This window comes from Paraburkholderia sabiae (assembly GCF_030412785.1).
Taxonomy (GTDB): Bacteria; Pseudomonadota; Gammaproteobacteria; order Burkholderiales; family Burkholderiaceae; genus Paraburkholderia; species Paraburkholderia sabiae.
This window is the reverse complement of sequence record NZ_CP125295.1, coordinates 4,295,635-4,312,615: the sequence shown is the minus strand read 5'-3', so window position 1 is coordinate 4,312,615 and position 16,981 is coordinate 4,295,635. Positions and strand designations below refer to the sequence as shown.

Annotated in this window: 15 protein-coding genes and 1 pseudogene; 5 read left to right on the top strand and 11 right to left on the bottom strand. The window is 59.7% G+C overall.

All coding sequences use genetic code 11. The features are described 5' to 3' along the window. Window positions 1-19: 19 nt before the first annotated feature. A complete protein-coding gene (locus QEN71_RS19365; protein WP_201650511.1) occupies window positions 20-181 on the top strand; it encodes a DUF1328 domain-containing protein in 162 nt (53 codons plus the stop codon). 108 nt (window positions 182-289) lie between these two features. On the opposite strand, the gene QEN71_RS19360 is transcribed toward QEN71_RS19365, so the two are convergent. Then, the gene (locus tag QEN71_RS19360) at window positions 290-550 is read right to left on the bottom strand and encodes a type II toxin-antitoxin system HicB family antitoxin (protein WP_233471795.1); all 261 of its coding nucleotides are present in this window, start codon (window positions 548-550) and stop codon (window positions 290-292) included. Window positions 551-1,204: 654 nt separating this feature from the next. On the opposite strand from QEN71_RS19360, the gene QEN71_RS19355 reads away from it, so the two are divergent. From QEN71_RS19355 to QEN71_RS19345, 3 genes are all read left to right on the top strand, one after another. Further along, window positions 1,205-2,542 (top strand): tyrosinase family protein, encoded by a 1,338-nt coding sequence (locus QEN71_RS19355; RefSeq protein WP_201650517.1) that lies wholly within the window; start codon window positions 1,205-1,207, stop codon window positions 2,540-2,542. 292 nt (window positions 2,543-2,834) lie between these two features. Beyond that, window positions 2,835-3,677: an ATP-grasp fold amidoligase family protein gene (locus QEN71_RS19350; protein WP_233471796.1), complete on the top strand. Its 843-nt coding sequence runs from the start codon at window positions 2,835-2,837 to the stop codon at window positions 3,675-3,677. 129 nt (window positions 3,678-3,806) lie between these two features. Further along, entirely contained in the window at window positions 3,807-5,198 is a 1,392-nt protein-coding gene (locus tag QEN71_RS19345) for a sigma-54-dependent transcriptional regulator (protein ID WP_201650519.1), read from the top strand. Between the two features lie 933 nt (window positions 5,199-6,131). On the opposite strand, the gene QEN71_RS19340 is transcribed toward QEN71_RS19345, so the two are convergent. The 8 genes and pseudogenes from QEN71_RS19340 to QEN71_RS19305 form a co-directional block, all read right to left on the bottom strand. Further along, complete coding sequence (locus QEN71_RS19340; protein ID WP_201650520.1) at window positions 6,132-6,515, bottom strand: BON domain-containing protein; 384 nt, start codon at window positions 6,513-6,515, stop codon at window positions 6,132-6,134. Window positions 6,516-6,548: 33 nt separating this feature from the next. Next, window positions 6,549-7,694 carry a porin gene (locus QEN71_RS19335; protein ID WP_201650521.1) on the bottom strand — a complete coding sequence of 382 codons (1,146 nt, stop codon included), beginning with the start codon at window positions 7,692-7,694 and terminating at the stop codon, window positions 6,549-6,551. A 78-nt stretch (window positions 7,695-7,772) separates the two neighbouring features. Next, a pseudogene (locus tag QEN71_RS19330) lies at window positions 7,773-9,410 on the bottom strand (3-(methylthio)propionyl-CoA ligase). Continuing rightward, window positions 9,407-9,643, bottom strand: coding sequence for a DUF1289 domain-containing protein (locus QEN71_RS19325; protein WP_201650522.1), 237 nt, complete (start codon window positions 9,641-9,643; stop codon window positions 9,407-9,409). The pseudogene QEN71_RS19330 and the gene QEN71_RS19325 overlap by 4 nt, the downstream one beginning before the upstream one ends. A 13-nt stretch (window positions 9,644-9,656) precedes the next feature. Continuing rightward, window positions 9,657-10,493 carry an SDR family NAD(P)-dependent oxidoreductase gene (locus QEN71_RS19320; RefSeq protein ID WP_201650523.1) on the bottom strand — a complete coding sequence of 279 codons (837 nt, stop codon included), beginning with the start codon at window positions 10,491-10,493 and terminating at the stop codon, window positions 9,657-9,659. 2 nt (window positions 10,494-10,495) lie between these two features. Continuing rightward, entirely contained in the window at window positions 10,496-11,776 is a 1,281-nt protein-coding gene (locus tag QEN71_RS19315) for an MFS transporter (protein WP_233471797.1), read from the bottom strand. 78 nt (window positions 11,777-11,854) lie between these two features. Further along, on the bottom strand, window positions 11,855-12,910 hold the full coding sequence (locus tag QEN71_RS19310) for a BKACE family enzyme (protein ID WP_201650525.1): 1,056 nt from the start codon (window positions 12,908-12,910) through the stop codon (window positions 11,855-11,857). A 39-nt stretch (window positions 12,911-12,949) separates the two neighbouring features. Next, window positions 12,950-13,357: a carboxymuconolactone decarboxylase family protein gene (locus QEN71_RS19305; RefSeq protein ID WP_201650527.1), complete on the bottom strand. Its 408-nt coding sequence runs from the start codon at window positions 13,355-13,357 to the stop codon at window positions 12,950-12,952. A gap of 142 nt (window positions 13,358-13,499) precedes the next feature. On the opposite strand from QEN71_RS19305, the gene QEN71_RS19300 reads away from it, so the two are divergent. Next, a complete protein-coding gene (locus QEN71_RS19300; protein ID WP_201650530.1) occupies window positions 13,500-14,531 on the top strand; it encodes an AraC family transcriptional regulator in 1,032 nt (343 codons plus the stop codon). 141 nt (window positions 14,532-14,672) lie between these two features. Here the strand turns inward: QEN71_RS19300 and QEN71_RS19295 are convergent, their stop codons facing one another. Continuing rightward, window positions 14,673-16,205 (bottom strand): phospholipase D family protein, encoded by a 1,533-nt coding sequence (locus QEN71_RS19295; protein WP_233471798.1) that lies wholly within the window; start codon window positions 16,203-16,205, stop codon window positions 14,673-14,675. A gap of 165 nt (window positions 16,206-16,370) precedes the next feature. Continuing rightward, window positions 16,371-16,730 (bottom strand): hypothetical protein, encoded by a 360-nt coding sequence (locus QEN71_RS19290; RefSeq protein ID WP_201650534.1) that lies wholly within the window; start codon window positions 16,728-16,730, stop codon window positions 16,371-16,373. Window positions 16,731-16,981: the final 251 nt, after the last annotated feature.

Below are 16,981 nucleotides of genomic sequence, written 5' to 3'. Positions count from 1 at the left end.
CTTTGAAAGGGTGCATGCGATGCTTTATTACGCGTTAGTCTTCTTCATTATTGCGATTGTTGCCGCCGTCTTCGGATTCGGCGGGATTGCTGCTGGTGCAGCCAGCATCGCGAAGATACTGTTTGTTATCTTCGTTGTCATTTTCCTGGTGACGCTTGTGATGGGTGTCATGCGACGCTAGCGAAGTGGCGCTGGCTGCAGTAACCGGCCGGACGAGTGGCGGCGCTGCCGCCACTCACGCCCGCTCGTTGCTATCGCGCGTAGACTCTCGCCGCGCAACACGGACCGATTACGTCATTGCGAGCAGTCTGTTGAACGCCAGTACTTTGTCCGACATACTTACCGACAACGCGACCAGTTCCTCGCCCTCCTCCACCTCCGAAGGGATCGGCACGGGTCTTCGGTCCTCAAAGTAAAAGTCCATCACAGTGGCCAGCGCATCAGCGGCCATAACCAGCGCTTCCTCGATCGTCTCGCCCTGAGTGATCGCCTCCGGGACATCGCGGAACGTCACCACGAATCTGCCGCCCTCAACCGGTTCAAAGCGCACCGGATACCTCAACACCGACTCTTCGCGGGTGCTTGTGTCGCTCTTGTTACGACTACTGCCACTGGACTCCGGCTGGCGTACAGCGAGCTAACGAACAACGCCGTATCAATTGAACTGCGCTCGGCGACAATTCGATTGTCTCTATGCCCCAATTACCCGTTGCAAGACAAAGTGGCGGCAAAAGACGGGTTCTCGCGATATATGCAATCGTTGTCAGCTTTTTCGGCCACGAATGTCCTCAATTGATTAACTAAATTAGTTAAGCGTTTGGCATCCCTCTAGTAGCATGACGGCGACAGGTTACTGTCGGAATTGACCCATCTGACCGTGTGTCTCAAGTCGGAGTCCCCGAACGACTCACGATCCAAAGAGGAGTTTCGCTCTCTGACCTGAAGCACCGATATAAAGGCGCGTGGAACACCGGTTCTCATACACGCGCCACGAAACGTACGCATCTAGCACCCCCCGACAAGTGGAGGAATCATGTCGTATCGAATCAACCGGAGAGCGTTTCTGGGCGGTGCTGCATCGGCTATTACGTGGGCCACCCTACCGTTTTACGCGCGGGCAGCCACGACTAACGTCATCCGCGTCGAATGGCAGCAATTCAAAACGACACCGCATTATGCGTCGTTTCTCAATGCAGTTCGGACCATGCAGGCCAATACAAACGCTGCCGACCCGAATTCGTGGCAGTACTGGACCAATGTTCACGTGAACTATTGCCCGCACAAGCAACCGTATTTTCTTGCGTGGCATCGAGGCTATCTGTATTACCTCGAACGGCAAATAAGGCTGGTTTCCGGCGACGTCGGCTTCACGTTGCCGTATTGGGACTGGTTCACGAATCCGCACGTTCCCGCTGAATTCACGGATCAGGCGAGCGGCAATCCACTTTACTGTCCGCGCCTCAACACCAATGTGTATAACGCACTCGATCTCTCTCCATGGGCGGCGAGTACGGTCAATTTCCAGCGCGGCACGGTCAACTCGTTTGAAGAGAAGTTCGAGACGGCGCCGCACAACCCCGTGCACAACATCATCGGTAATTCCATGGCCACGATGCAGTCGCCTCGCGATCCGATCTTTTATCTGCATCACGCGAATGTCGACCGTCTGTGGCATGCATGGGCGCTGCCCGACGGCAGAACAATGCCTGTGCCGAGCGATCCGTATTGGGCAGGCACCTTCACTTACGCGACCGGTCTGACGATCCTCAAGGAGCAGACCTACTCCGCGCGCACTCGCCTCGGCTATGACTACGACAGTGCGTCGCGTCCGACATCCATGCCGCCGCAGGCCCAGGTGGGACGCATCATCCGCGTGCAGGCGAGCATCGGTCCGTCGCGCAGTCGCCCGTCAACCGGCTCGTTCGCCGCGACGGCCGCGCGCAACATCGACACGGGCGTGCGCTCGATCGGCGGCGTGAAGGCTGTCGCACTGCGCGAACAGTCGACGACGGCACGTGTTACGGGCGAGGCCGCGTCGACAGCGCCTGTTCAGCAGTTGCTCTCCGCGACCGCCGCGCCGCTCGCGGCCGCTGAACATGGCGTGCGTAACTCAACGGCATCCGTCAACGCAGCAGCAGCCGGGCGATATCGTTCGATACGTGTCGTGTTCGACGACATCTCGTTGACGCCGGCAGGCGCGGCGGGTGGTTATTACTACAACGTCTATCTGAATCTGCCCGACAAGTTCGACACCGATACAGCGCGCCAACAGAACCTTCTGGGCACGTTCGGCGCGTTCGAAATCGCCGGCGCCGCGCATCACGGCATGGTCATGCTCGACTATCCCGCCACGGCTTCATTGCTGAAGACGGGCAATGGAGGATCGCGCGACTACTATGTGACGCTGGAAAGAGTCGACGGTCCGAATGCACCCAAAGGGGCGGTCATTAACGTCGGTGAAATCCGCGTCGAACTGTCCACTGAGCCGGCATATATCGTGTCGCCAGTCCGTAGCCGCGCGCCCACGGACGCACCGTATTGATGTCATCCACATTCACAGGTTGAAGTGCGTCGGTCCGGCATTCGGCCGGCCGACGCAGGACACCCTGTCGCCCATACAACCACATCTGTGAGTTCGCCGCATTGCGACGCGTTCGCCCTGGTGTTCGCTCGCATTGAAGATCATGGAGGCCATACCAATGTCTCGCAGGCTACGACCTTCGAACGATGTTCTCGCTTATCCGCACGACGATGCGACGCAATTGGGGAAAGCAGAACATACGGGCACTGTTGTCGGGATAACGAAACGTACCGCGCAGCACCTGAAAAAACAGATGAAGGCGTTTTTGCCCGATCCGATTTTTCTGTCGCTACTGCACCGGAAACTGGTTGGCCGCTACCCTAACCTGCGACGGCCGCGCACGTTCAACGAACACATACTCATGCGCAGTCTGAAGCCGGATCCGCGCTATGCCGGATTGACCGATAAGATTGCTGTGCGCGATTACGTTGCGCGCACGCTTGGCGAGTCGTATCTGATTCCATTGATCGCAGTGCCCGATAACTTCACGCGCGACGTTTTCGACTCACTGCCGCAATCGTTTGTCATGAAAGCAAATCATGGCAGTACATTCGTCGAGATCGTGCGCGACAAGTCGAAGGTGAGTTACGAGCATCTGAAAAAGCTAGCCGACCGTTGGCTCGCAACGGAGTTCTATCATGTCTCGCGCGAACGCCACTACAAGGAAATCGGGCCGCGACTCTTCTTCGAAAAATTGCTGCTCGATAGCTCGGGGCAGGTACCTCCCGACTACAAGGTGCATGTCTTCCGCCGCAAAGGCATGCGTCCCGTGATGTACATCGTTCAGATCTCCGACCGCTTCGGCCCGTTTCCGCGCGGCAACGTATACGACAGCGACTGGAATCATCTCGACGTCACGATCGGCGAATATGCACGCAACGCGACGCCCGATACGCGGCCGACCAATCTGGCCGAGATCCTCGAAGCAGCGGACAAGCTCTCGCGCGACTTCGACTACGTGCGTGTCGATCTCTACGCGCCCGACAATGCCCTGTTTTTTGGCGAACTGACCTTCACACCCGGCGCGGGCGTGGTGCCGATGTTTCCCGATCGGGTTGACTTCGAGTGGGGCACACTCATCGACGCATCGATTTGAGTCCGAAAAGGCACAAGTTACCGGAGTGATCCCCTCTCTGGACATAATTGCTTCGCGTTGCTTCAGGTGTGGTCATTGACAAGGTATTCCGCTTGCTTGATCTGTGAATCATGTAAGTGACTGTCGTATATGGTCCACGCTCTAATTGTCGACGACGATCCGGACAGCCGGAATGCACTCGCTGCGATGATCGCGGAAGACGGTCTGACAACGGCTACCGCGAGTGATTTGCGCGAGGCACGCATCCAGCTCGTTCGCCAGGTGCCCGATGTCGTGTTTTGCGATCTCTATCTGCCAGACGGCACGGGCGCCGATCTGTTCGAAGATCTCGATCCGCACCAGGGAGTCGAGTTTGTCATCGTCACTGGCCGCGCGACCGTCGAATCGGCTGTCGACGCGCTGAAAATGGGTGCCTCCGATTACCTCGTGAAACCGGTCGACTTGCAGCGGGTCAAGGCCATTCTGGGCCGTCTGCCGCGCACTGGCGACCTGAAGGCCGGGATCGGCACGCTGCGCGGCGAACTGCGCCGCATGGGTCGCCTCGGCTTGATGTCTGGAAGCTCGCCGGCCATGCAGAAGATCTATGCCCAGATCGCGCGCGTCGCGCCCACAGCGCTCTCGGTAATGCTGGTGGGTGAGTCCGGCACCGGGAAAGAAGTCGCTGCCCAGACGTTGCATCAGTTGAGCGCACGAAACAGGCATGACTTTTTAGCCGTGAACTGCGGTGCCATTTCGCGAAACCTGATCGAGTCCGAGATGTTCGGCCATGAACGTGGCGCGTTCACCGGCGCCGAGCGGCAGCATAGAGGCTACTTCGAGCGCGCAAATGGCGGCACGCTGTTTCTCGACGAAATCACTGAAATGCCGATCGGACTCCAGGTCAAGCTGCTTCGAGTGCTGGAAACAGGCATGTTCATGCGCGTTGGAACGACCGCAGAAATCAGCACCGACGTGCGTCTGATCGCCGCGACCAATCGCGATCCGGAGAAGGCCGTCGCCGAGGGCAAGCTGCGGCTCGACCTGTATCACCGCCTCAACGTGGTCCCCATCAGCCTCCCGCCCTTGCGCGAACGTGGCAACGATATCGAGTTGCTCGCACAGTCGTTCCTCGATGAACTGAACGACCAGCACGGTACGAAAAAGCACTTTCCGACAGCAATCAAGGATACGCTGCTCTCTTATCGTTGGCCCGGCAATGTGAGGGAATTGAAAAATTATGTGCAGCGCGCATACATCATGTCGCGCCCCGATACCCACGAAACAGCCATTGTTCCTGTACAGATATCGCCGGATCCTTTTGCCGTGCGCTCGACGGTCACGATTCCGTTCGGCACGGCGCTCGAAGATGTGGATCGTCAACTGAAACTTGCCACGCTGGAGCATTGCGGCGGAAATCGAACACGTGCGGCGGAGGTGTTAGGCATCAGCCTCAAGACGATTTACAACCGGCTGAGCGAGTACAAGGCAAATGAAAAGGGCAAAGATGAAGACGCCGAAATGACAAAGAAAGGGGCGGTTTGAGGGAGTTATGACTTGAGTGGCCGGGGTTCGACTATACCGTGTACGAGCAGACGAGATTCGCAGACTGCAAACATTCGCTGAACGAACGGAGAGGCGTTATCCAGCGTCCCTTAAGTCGTACAAAGGCCGTCGATTGTAGTCGCGCTCCGTAGCCAGGTCGCGACTCTTAAAGGAGTTGTAGAGTTCACCAATTATTGTCGCGGTTTGACAACCAATTCGTGTCGTTTTCTACGGCTCGAGCACGCCGATTTCGGACCCGTCCGCTCCATGTCCAACCATTTCGTGTCGCCTTGACATGCAGACACTTAAATTTTTGACGGTCTGCCCCTTTGCGTGACAAGGCACTGCGATCTACACCGGCTCGGACGTCGGGTGGCGATTGGCTCGACTTTTATGCCGTCACGCTAGTACCTTCGCTGCCGATCAAACATATACAGTCTCAAAGGCATTCACTAGAGCACTCACAATTCCCTGCCTTCGCTCAAAGACAGTTATTCGGCCAAAGCCGACGTTCGCTAGTCAGGCTCCGTGGGGCTGCTACATGCTGCTCTGCTGTCATTCGCGATGCGTTGCAGATGAATGTCGGGTTCGTGCAAGTGCGACTGAGTCTTCACGACCCACTCCCGCCGTTCGACCCGGCGCCGCCTCGACGGCGGCTTTTTCAACTGCAACGGCCATTCGCGCGATCACTTCGACCGATCTTCCGTCAGCGGGTCAGTGAATTGCAATAATCGGGCGGGCAATTCAGACCACGCCGCAAAAGTTCGCGCGCCACCTGCCCGGTCAATTCCGACGACGGCAATACATCCGCAATTGCGCCGCCCCCCTAGCCGCCGGACCCGTGCCTCGTAATTGAGTTCTCCGCCAATATCGACCGCGCCCTTCTAGTGCTGCATCTCGCACCAACCGGCAAGAGCCAAAGGCCGGAGACAGTTACTGCCCGCCAAACGGCTTTTTGACCGTCAACTTGTTGGTGACGGATGTGACGCCCCGAACGCTTTTCGCAATCTCGCTCACTTTGTCGATCTGGGATGCATCGACCACGGTTCCGTCGAGCGTCACTGCGCCGCCCTTCGCGATGACGCTGATGTTGCCAGCGTTGATCTCCTTGTGCGTGACGATCGCAGAATAGACCTTACGGCGCAGCGCACGATCGGCTTTCCGGATATCTTTCGCCGACATGCCGCCCGAGGCCGCGATCGCAGGTCCGCTCGAAGCGGTACTCGCTGCGATTGCGCCCGCCTGCGCCCAGGCATGAACAGATGCCGAGGCGACCAATACGCCGCCCGCGATCGTGAGCGCCCAGTTTGTTTTCATTCCATGCTCCCGTTGTTTTCTGTGCGAGGGGGATCAGAAGGTGTGGCGCATACCGACCATCGCCGCCGTGGTTGACCTGCCTTCCGGAACAGGCGCACCGTAGGTGATGGTCTGGCTCATATTGCCGCGGTTGTTGACGTAGCCGACCTGCGCGTAGGTAAGCGTGGCCTTGGACAGGCTGTATTCGGCGCCCAGCGCGAACTCATCCGACTGATTGGCTGAGTGGTTACGATCCTTCAGGTAATAGAAGCCCGAGGTGATCTTCAAAGCCGGGCTGAACCTGTAGCCGAGCCCGCCGGAAATCATCTCAAAGTTTGCCTGGCCACTGTTCGCGGGGTTCTTGCCGATGCTGTACGACGTCGACACGGAAAAATCGTGGAAGGCGTACTGCGCGCCCAGGTACCAGAAGCGGTTGTTGGCCAGGCCGGTCGACGGCGCAGTGACAATTGTCGTGGGGCCGGTCTGCGTGAATGGATTTGTGTCATGGCCGTTGTAATAAGCGGCCGCCAGGTTCAGACCATAGTTCGAATACTGCAGCACGGCGGACTCACGCGTACCGCCCTGGAACTGGCCCGGGACGCCGCCGGGCGAATACTCGAGCGCTAGCGACAGGCCATAGAGTTTTGGCGAACGATAGACGATCGCGTTGTCGTCATACAGCGCGCCGATCGGACCGTTCGTGCTCAGGCCCTGCCACCCCGCAGCCTGGTTCATGCCGAGCCATGCCGTCAGGATACTGCCGAAGTATTGGGCGTTGCGTACGTCGGTATCCGCCATCGCATAAATCATCGGCACGATCTGCCGGCCCATGTCGATCGTGCCGAACGGGCTCGACACGCCCACCGTCGCCTGCTGGTTGAACATCGCTGCGGCGCCCGGCGTGTCGGCCAACCCCGACTTGCCATTCGAACTGTTAAACGCCGCTTGCAACTTGAAGTTGACCTTGTAGCCACCCCCGATGTCTTCGCTGCCCTTGAGACCCCAGACGCTGGAATAGATCCCGCCGTCCTTGAGCGCATAGACATGTCCGAGATTCACTTTTGACTGGAAGTTCGCCGCATTCGCGCTCTGATACAACAAGCCGGAATCGATGACGCCATACAGCGTCACCGACGACTGCGCGTATGTAGTGCTTCCCGTTGCGGCCAGCACGGCCACCGCCAACCACTTCGCCTTCATTTTGTCTCCTGTTCAGTATATCTAATCAATGCGCAACGAATTCCATCCCACTCGATTCAATGCCCCCCGGCCCGCAGATCAGACCAGTAGATAGTCCTGGAACGTTTCTCGTAGCCGGCTTTTCAGCACCTTTCCGGTGGCGCCCATTGGCAGCGACTCGATGAACACGACGGCATCCGGCATCCACCACTTCGCGATCTTTCCTTCGAAGTACGCCAGCAGCTCTTCCGTTGTCACCTGTGCATCGGGCCGCTTCACGGCGACCAGCAGCGGTCGCTCGTCCCACTTCGGGTGTCGTGCCGCGATACAGGCCGCGCTCCCTATCGCCGGGTGCGCGACTGCGATGTTCTCGATGTCGATCGAGCTGATCCATTCGCCGCCGGACTTGATCACATCCTTGCTGCGGTCGGTGATCCGCATGAAGCCGTCTGCATCGATCGTCGCGATATCGCCGGTCGGGAACCATCCGTGCGCGTCGGTATCAATGCGAAGGGGATTGCCACCCTCGTTGCGGAAGTAGTTCCGCACGACCCACGGTCCGCGCACGAGCAATTCGCCCGAAGTCACGCCGTCCCACGGCAGTTCGTGCCCGTTCGCGTCGACGATTTTCATATCGACGCCAAATACCGCGCGCCCCTGCTTCGACTGCACGGCGCAACGCTCCTCCCGGGACATCGTCAGGTGCCTGTGTTTCATCGTGCCGATGGTGCCGAGCGGACTCAATTCGGTCATGCCCCACGCGTGCAGGACCTCCACGCCGTAGCTGTCCTGAAACTTCTGGAGCATTGCGGGCGAACAGGCTGCGCCACCAACCACGGTACGCTTCAGGGTCGAGAACGTCCGGCCTTCCCGTTCAAGATGAGCGAGCAGGCCCTGCCATACGGTCGGCACGCCGGCCGCGAATGTGACCTGTTCAGCTTCGAGAAGCTCGTACAGCGATTTGCCGTCGAGTCCCGGGCCCGGAAACACCAGCTTCGCGCCAACCATGCAAGCGACGTATGGCAAGCCCCATGCGTTGACATGGAACATCGGCACGACAGGCAGGACCACATCACGTGCCGAGCAGTTCAGCGCATCCGGCAACGCCGCGGCTTAGGTGTGCAGTAGCGACGAACGATGCGAATACAGCACACCCTTCGGGTTGCCCGTCGTACCCGACGTGTAGCACAGCGTACAGGCAGTATCCTCGTCGAAATTCGGCCACACGTAGTCGGGCGAACCTCCTTCGATCAGGTCTTCGTAGCAAAGCAGGCTGGCGATGCCGGAGTCCTGGGGCATGTGCGCGCGGTCGGCCAGCGCGATAAACGCCTTGACTGCCTCGCAGCGGTCGGCAATGGCCTTGACCAGCGGCAGGAATGTCAGATCGAAGAAGAGGTACTGGTCTTCCGCATGGTCGACGATGTAGGTGATCTGGTCCGCGTGCAGGCGCGGATTGATCGTGTGCATCACCGCGCCCATGCCGGAGATGCCGTAGTACAACTCCATGTGACGATAGCCGTTCCACGCCAGCGTTCCGACGCGGTCGGATGGCCTGACGCCCAGGTTGGCAAGCGCATTGGCCAGCTGACGTGCGCGACGGTGACAGTCGCTGTACGTATAGCGATGGATGTCGCCCTCGACCCTGCGTGACACGATTTCAGTATCGCCATGATGGCGATCCGCATGCATGATCAGCGAGGAGACCAGCAACTGCTTTTGCAGCATCAATCCGTTCATTCTGGCAGTCCGTTCTTTAATACAGTGGAGTCGCGGCGCGGCGTGACACGGCACGCGAATGTGGGGCGGCGGCGTTCGACCGCCGCTGCGACTTCGGCCTTCTGCTGGTCAGTCAACTGGTCCCAGATACCGATCTCACGGAGCGTTCTCCAGCAACCCTGACAGAACCGACCGTTCAGGTCCATCCTGCAGATATTGATGCAGGGATCGATGATGGCATCGCTTCTGATCACGTGGCACGTCCGGTCAGATCACGACGCCGCCGTTCGGGCTGATGACCTGGCCGACGAGATAATGATCGCCAGCGAGGTACGTCACCATCGATGCATATTCCTGCATCGTGCCCAGGCGCCCGGCGGGCACCAGCTGCCAGAACTGGTTGCGCTTTTCCTTTCCTGCGGCCTCGAAGTATTCCGTAAATTCGGGGGTGGCCACCCCACCCGGCGCCATCGCATTGACGAAAATGTTGGCGCCCGCCACTTCGGCCGCAACCGACTTCGTGAAAGCGATCACCGCCCCCTTGGTCGCACAGTAGTGCGGACTGTGCGCGCTCATCGCAGACATGCCGGCGATCGACGCGATGTTGATGATCCTGCCGTCGCGCTGTGGTTGCATCAGCTGGAGCGCTTCGCGCGTGCAATAGAACAGACCGTGCACATTGACGTCCCAGTAGCGATGCCACTCATCGTCGCTGATGGTGCTGGTAAAGCCCAGCGACTGCCGCGGTACCGGCGTAGTCATATAGGCGTAGTGTTCGTTGCGACGCCTGGTATCAAGCGGGGTGTGCGGTACACGCGCGGCGTTGTTGACAAGGATATGCAGCGTGCCGAAGCGCTCCGCGATGGTGGCAAACAGCCGCGCGACTTCGCTGCTCGACGTGACATCGCAGCGTAGCGCAAGACATTGCACGCCGGCTGCTTCCACCGCTGCGCGCGTTGCTTCGAGCGCCGGCATGTCGATATCGCATATCGCGACGTGAGCGCCCGCGCGGGCGAGGTCGATGGCAATGGCCCCGCCCAGGCCACGACCGGCACCGGTGACGAGCGCGACGCGCCCTTCGAGCCTCTGAGGTTGGTTTTGCATTTTCAAGATCTCACAGGTTGAACATTTTCGGCTGAGGGAACGCGCTTCCTGCCTGAGGCGCGCCCCGCGAGGGCGAACCATATGGCCGAGCTGATCGCCAGCACATCGTTGACGAGCAGGACGTCCGTCAACGGTGCGGTGCTGCCCGTTCGCCTCAAATGGTCAGCCAGCATGCCGATGATCACCGTCCCAATGGCGAGCGCGAATACATTGATCAGCAACATCGTGAAGCCGGTCACCGTCGAGCGCATGTTTGTCGGCGTCATACCGGTTATGGCTGTAAGGGCCGCGCCATAGACCGCCATCGGCAGGAAGAATCCGGCACACATTCCTATATAAAACAGGGGCGAGCCGATTGGCATGAATCGATATGACAGGATCAGCGGCGCGCATACGACGACGAGCAACGCCATGAAACTGGCGTGTCCCCCGCGCAGCCTCCTCGCTGCGCGATCCCCCGCCGCGCCCCCCGCGGCCGCGCCAAGCGTGCCGAATACCAGCTGCAACACGCCAATCCGCGTGGCAATACCAGCCGCGCTCATGCCCCGCTCGTCGACGAGCCACACCTGTGTGAAGGAGAAGCTGGCAAAAACCAGGTGCACCAGCACGAAACCAGCAATCGTGAAGCCGAGAGCTCGATTACCCCCAACCGTGCGCAATACGGCGAGCGCCTGCTCGACGAATGGTGCGCCGCGCTCCTGCGGTGCGAGCACGCTACGGTCTTCCTTGAGTAATGCCAGCGGTAGCGCGATCGCAATGCCGATCACTCCCAGCGCATAGAACGTGGATCGCCAGCCGTGCGTGGCGCCAAAGCTGCCAGCAAGCAGGAAACTGCAGCCGACACCCAGCGGAATGCCCATGAAGAAGAGCCCCATCGCCGTGCCGCGCCGCTTCCCGGAGAAGAGTTCAGCTAGCAGGGCCACCGCGGCGGGGACCAGTGCCGCCTCGCCGCTGGCGACGAAAAACCGGGCCACCACCATCTGTTCGAAGCTCTGGGCGTGACCCGACGCCAGGGTGCAAGCGCTCCAGATCAGCACGCCGGCGGCGATGATCCGGGGGCGATTGAAGCGGTCGGCAAGCGTACCCATGAACATCGCCATCACGCCGAAACTCAGCACCCATACTGCACCGGCGAGAAATCCGTATTCCGTGTGGCTAAGCGCCAGATCCCGGACGATTTGCGGCGAAAACCCGAGCAGCATGTTGCGGTCGATGTGCGCCAGCAGATGAATCATCAGCAGGGACGCCGCGACGGCAGCGGGGCTCTTCTTCCAGAACATCATCTGTCTCCATGCCTGAAGGATTGGTGTGCTCACGAGGCGCAACGCGGTATGCAACCGCGCCGCATCTCGTCATGCCGGTCAGGCAACCTTGCGCGCCCGCTCGCCGCGCGGGTCAGTTGCCCGGTTAGGCACCATGCGCAGGTTGTCGAGCGTCTGTTCAACCGACTTCCATTGAGTACCGATCTGATAGATGCCGCGTGCCTCCTCCGCAGTTGCGACGTCACGATTGAGCTCGCGCGCGATGCGCACCATCTGCTCGATCTGCTGCACGGAGCTTGCACGTCTGCCATCCGGACCGAGCAGCGTGTCCTCGATGCCGACGCGCACATGGAGGCCCAGCGCGATGGCCATCGTGTTCATCGGCACGACATTGCGGCCCACCGTTTCGATCGTGAGCACGGCGCCGTCGGGCGTGCGGCGCGCGAACTCCAGCATGTCGGCCGGGTGCAGCCCTGCCGCGCCACCACCGATTGCCACGTAATTGAGGTTTACCGGACCGGTGTAGACGCCCTTGCGGATCAGGCGCTCGAGCGTTTCGAGCTGCGCCAGATTGCCCAACATGAACTGCGGCTGGATGCCGGCGGCGAACAGCCGCCTGACGTGCTCGACATGCCACGAGGGATTCGACGGCGAGACCATGTCGCGGTAAGCCGCCTGCAGCGCGGGGTTCATGAACGAAGTGCCGGCGATGTCGGCCTCGGTCAGCAACTCCATGATGTTCATCTGGCCCGTGTTGATCGCGACGGTCACCTGTTCGGGACGCGGGCTAAGTTCCGCGAGCATGTGGCGCGTGTCGTCGTTCGCCCATTTGGCCATCTCGCCGTCGCTTTCCGGCGCGAACGAGATCGAGCCGCCGACCTGCAGGATCATCTTCGGCACCGCTTCGCGCAGAAGGGCAAGCATCTCGTTGAACTTCGACAAACGCTTGCTGCCCTTGCCATCTTCTTCGCGCACGTGCACATGCAGCACCGTTGCGCCCGCGTTGTAGCAGTCGACCGCTTTCTGCACCTGCTCGTCCATCGTGACGGGGATATCGTCCGAATCGCCCGGGATCCATTGCGGCCCGTACGGTGCGACCTGAATTACGAGCTTCTCCTGATTTTCAGGTAGCAGCGAATCATCCATGAAATGCATGGGTTGTATTCCTTAAGAATGGGTAGGTGTTGGATGGCGTCAGGCAGCGGCCTGCGCTCCCCCGCTTTTTGCCTGCTCGAACGCGGCCAGTTCCTCCAGCAGGATCGGTGCGCCGAGACTCGACGAATGAATGCCAAGGACGCTTACGGCTTGCAGAACGGCAGCGATCTCTTCCTTGGTGGCGCCCAGTTCGAGCGCCTTGCGGATATGCCGGCGCGTGCCCGGCGCATACATATGCGTGCAGGACGCGTCGACTGCGATGGCAATGAACTCCAGCACCTTGGGCTCAAGCACACCGGACATCATGGTGTGTGCGCCCATCGTCATGAATTTCTCGGCCCAGACGGGATCGAGTTCGGCAATGGCGTCCCACGCAGGATTCCAGTTGCCCGTGGCGCGCAGCTGATCGCACACTGACGCGGTGCTGCCGTTCGTCTCATTTCTCATTGCCTGTGCCCTCTGCCTTTCAGAAAGAATCGGTGTGTTGCTTAGTGGTGTGTCCACGGTGACAAGTATCGGATCTCGGCAAAAAGGCGTTTGACGGATTGGGGCAAAGAATTTACATTTTGGGACACCACGGGAAAACGATATGTCCTATCTGCTTCGCAGCGCCGCCCTCACCAATTACGTCGAAGTGGCCCGGTTGGTGGGCCTCGATCCGTATCAGCAGTTGGGCGACGCGGGGATCGAGCGGTCCGTGCTGCTCGATCCCGACATCATGATTCCGGCCGAGGCGGTCGCGCGGCTGCTCGAAACATCGGCCCGGGCCGCCGCCGTCGAGGATCTGGGGCTGCGCATGGCCGAGACCCGCCACATCTCGAACCTCGGCGCGCTTGGTTTTGTGATGCGGGAACAGCCGACGCTACGAAAAGCGCTGGAATCCGCCGCGTACTACCTGCGGCTGCAGAACGAGGCCGTGGTGATGCGCTTCGAGGAATCGGAGGGGCTGGTGGTCATCCGCGAGGAGATCGTCGGCGTACCTGGTTCGATGCGTCAGGCAACGGAGCTGGTACTGGGTGTCCTGTACCGCGTACTGCACATGGTGCTGGACGCCGTCTGGAAACCGCGCGCCGTGTGTTTCACCCATCATGCCCCCGCCGGTACCACGATTCATGCACGCATATTTGGCGCAGCCGTCGAATTCAACCAGGATTTCGACGGCATTGTGTGTCTCGCGTCCGAGCTTGACGCGGCGATCCCAGCGTACGATCCGGTCATGGCGCAGCAGGTACGGCGCTATCTGGATTCGATGCTGCTGCAGTCGGGCGCAACGATGCCCGACAAAATAAGGAAGTTGGTAGTGGCGCTGCTGCCGTCAGGCGCCTGTTCAAACGATCGGATCGCGCAACATCTGGGCGTGGATCGCAGGACCGTGAATCGTCATCTCGCCGCATACGGCGAGAGCTATCTGTCGATCGTCGATTCGGTGCGGGTAGAAATGGTGACGCGGTATGTCGGTAGCGGCAACAGGCCGCTGTCTGAAGTTGCCTCGCTGCTGGGCTTCTCATCGTTGAGCGCGTTTTCCCGCTGGTTCGGCGGCCGGTTCGGTTGTAGCGTGTCTGTGTGGCGCCGGGAAAACAGGCAACGCGTCATTGATGCTGGCGAATCCGGCGGCCGTTAGAGAAAACAAAGCATTGGACCCGTCCGCGCGCACTCTGCCAAGCTCGATGATGACGTCCCAGATGCCGACCTGGCATTGGTTCCTCTGCAAAATCGCCCGTCGCAACGTTTAGGATCGCCAATTATTCTACTGTGCCACCAGTCACAGCAACCATTCGATGGGAAGAATTGAGAAAAACCAGATGCCGAGTCGGGTAGCCCACGTCGAGTTCGGTTCCTGGTCATAACGTACTAGCACGTCCCCGTATCGTCTGATCCAGTACACCTTGCCGTCGTCGTCCAGGTTGACACGATATGCGAGTTGCGGTGCGAGCGAATGGAATACGGCTTCAATGCGACTAGCCAGCCCAGGGCTTTCAATCACAAGACCCATTTCAGTGTTGAGGTTCGCCGAGCGCGGATCGAAATTGAGTGATCCAACGAACACACGCTCGGCGTCCATCGCGAAGGTCTTCGCATGCAAGCTCGATCCCCCACTGCCAGCCCCATCCGCCCCATGATGCCCGGTTGCAGCGTTGTCCGGAAAGCTCGCCATTTCGAATAGTTCCACACCGCCGGACAGAAGTTCTACGCGCCTTCTCGCATAACCGGAATGTACCAGCGCGACGTCCGTGGCCTCCAGTGAATTGGTCAACACGCGCACCGCGACGCCGCGACCCGCCAACCCGGTGAAATAACGCGTTCCCGCTCTGGCAGGCACGAAATACGGCGAGACAAGATCAAGCTCCCGAGTCGGCTCGCCTAGTATCTCCTGCAACTGACGGGTAATGAGCGTCTCAGGCGGAGCCTCATTCAAGCCCTTGGCGGGATCGTCGCTGATTAGCCGGGTCTTGGCCCATTCGAGTATGAGCGAACCTTGGAGCAACCGGCGCACATCAGTCGTCTTCCGCAGCGCGGCCGTATATGCGGCGGCGGCCGGATCAACTTGCACCGCAAGAGCCTTGCGATCCAGTGCTTCCAGTTGATCGCGCGGTGCGGTCGCGAGAATCTGCCCGACGGGATAAGACGAGCCACTCGCCCAATATCGGTCGAAATCCGAAACTACGTCGGTCGCGGCCGGCCCGACGGCGAGGACGTCGAGATCGGCAAACACCACACCGTCGGTCGCCCCGAAGTATTCATCGCCGATATTCCGGCCACCGACGATCGTTGCGACACCGTCAGCGGTGAAGGACTTGTTGTGCATGCGGCGGTTCAGACGCGAAAAATCGGTGAGAAAGCCAATGAACTTTGGTCTGCGGATTTTGAACGGATTGAACAGGCGCACTTCGATATTCGGATGAGCACCAAGCGCTGCCAGCGTGTCATCGAGAGCCGAAGGGATGCCGTTGTCGTCGAGCAGAAGGCGCACACGGACACCCCGCTCGGCCGCTTCGCGAAGCGCTTCGAGCAGCAGCGTGCCCGTCAGATCATTGCGCCAGATGTAGTATTGAACGTCGAGCGAGCACTGCGCCGAGCGCGCGAGATCCATCCTTGCCGCGAATGCCTCAAGAGGATCGACGAGCGGATCAATGCCGGTAAGGCCCGGATGTTTTTCCAGCTTATGTGCAACCGTCCGACCTAGCCGTGTAGCCTGTGCCTGCTCAGGCGTTACCGCGGTCGATTGCGTACGGTTCGCTGGCGGCGGGATGGCGCAACCTGCGAGCATCGTCGCCGATAACAGAATCAACGCCATGATCGGGCGTTTGTATGAGACGACCGCTCCCGGGAAAATTCTGTACTGGCGCATTGTGGCCGGAGGCCGTTGACATGAAACGCCTGCTGACGTGCTCTCACCAAGATGGATCGCTCGCAGACAGATCAAGATAGGATCGGATCCCTTAAGTGCCGTTGGGCCGGTTCATTGACACGAATTTGTTCTGAAAAGAATAATCAACTGGACCATTCTCAGTGAGAAGACCATGTAAATGATCGTGAGCGCCGTCTGCAATGCGAAATGCCACCTCAGTCTGGACAACTGCCTAAGCCCGGCCAGCAGGTTGAGAACGATCAGTGCGCATCCGATACCGGCTACGACGTAGCCGGCGAAGCGCGGATTCGACAATCCGGGAAAATCGATAACATCGAAGCGCTTTATCGTCTCGAAACCCGCTGCGACCAGGACCGTCGCAATGACCAGGTTCCGGACATGCTCAAATGCGGCTTTCAGTCCGCCTCGATCGAAAAGTGCCTGCGTGACCGACTGTGTGAAAGCTCGCATGGAGTCGCTCCTCAATATGGCTTCGGCGCTTTCGGTGATGAGGGCATCTCATGTCGGGCGTAATCGACGCAGATTGACGAAAGCGGCTACCCCTGCACAACCACAACCATGTTGTGGCCAAGCCGCCCCGGGAAGCCATACTATGCGGGTGACGGCAAGACGGCGGGCATTACCGTGTTGCAGTTGACAGCTGTCGCGGGAGCCGTCGTTCCCTGGAGGTCTGGCTGCATCCAGCACGTGTGGATTGCTCT

Excerpts from the sequence above, each read along its gene's own strand:
- QEN71_RS19365 (WP_201650511.1), top strand. The coding sequence starts at position 20 with ATGCTTTATTACGCGTTAGTCTTCTTCATTATTGCGATTGTTGCCGCC.
- QEN71_RS19355 (WP_201650517.1), top strand. The coding sequence starts at position 1,205 with ATGCAGGCCAATACAAACGCTGCCGACCCGAATTCGTGGCAGTACTGG.
- QEN71_RS19350 (WP_233471796.1), top strand. The coding sequence starts at position 2,835 with ATGAAGGCGTTTTTGCCCGATCCGATTTTTCTGTCGCTACTGCACCGG.
- QEN71_RS19345 (WP_201650519.1), top strand. The coding sequence starts at position 3,807 with ATGGTCCACGCTCTAATTGTCGACGACGATCCGGACAGCCGGAATGCA.
- QEN71_RS19340 (WP_201650520.1), bottom strand. The coding sequence starts at position 6,515 with ATGAAAACAAACTGGGCGCTCACGATCGCGGGCGGCGTATTGGTCGCC.
- QEN71_RS19335 (WP_201650521.1), bottom strand. The coding sequence starts at position 7,694 with ATGAAGGCGAAGTGGTTGGCGGTGGCCGTGCTGGCCGCAACGGGAAGC.
- QEN71_RS19320 (WP_201650523.1), bottom strand. The coding sequence starts at position 10,493 with ATGCAAAACCAACCTCAGAGGCTCGAAGGGCGCGTCGCGCTCGTCACC.
- QEN71_RS19315 (WP_233471797.1), bottom strand. The coding sequence starts at position 11,776 with ATGATGTTCTGGAAGAAGAGCCCCGCTGCCGTCGCGGCGTCCCTGCTG.
- QEN71_RS19310 (WP_201650525.1), bottom strand. The coding sequence starts at position 12,910 with ATGCATTTCATGGATGATTCGCTGCTACCTGAAAATCAGGAGAAGCTC.
- QEN71_RS19305 (WP_201650527.1), bottom strand. The coding sequence starts at position 13,357 with ATGAGAAATGAGACGAACGGCAGCACCGCGTCAGTGTGCGATCAGCTG.
- QEN71_RS19300 (WP_201650530.1), top strand. The coding sequence starts at position 13,500 with ATGTCCTATCTGCTTCGCAGCGCCGCCCTCACCAATTACGTCGAAGTG.
- QEN71_RS19295 (WP_233471798.1), bottom strand. The coding sequence starts at position 16,205 with ATGGCGTTGATTCTGTTATCGGCGACGATGCTCGCAGGTTGCGCCATC.
- QEN71_RS19290 (WP_201650534.1), bottom strand. The coding sequence starts at position 16,730 with ATGCGAGCTTTCACACAGTCGGTCACGCAGGCACTTTTCGATCGAGGC.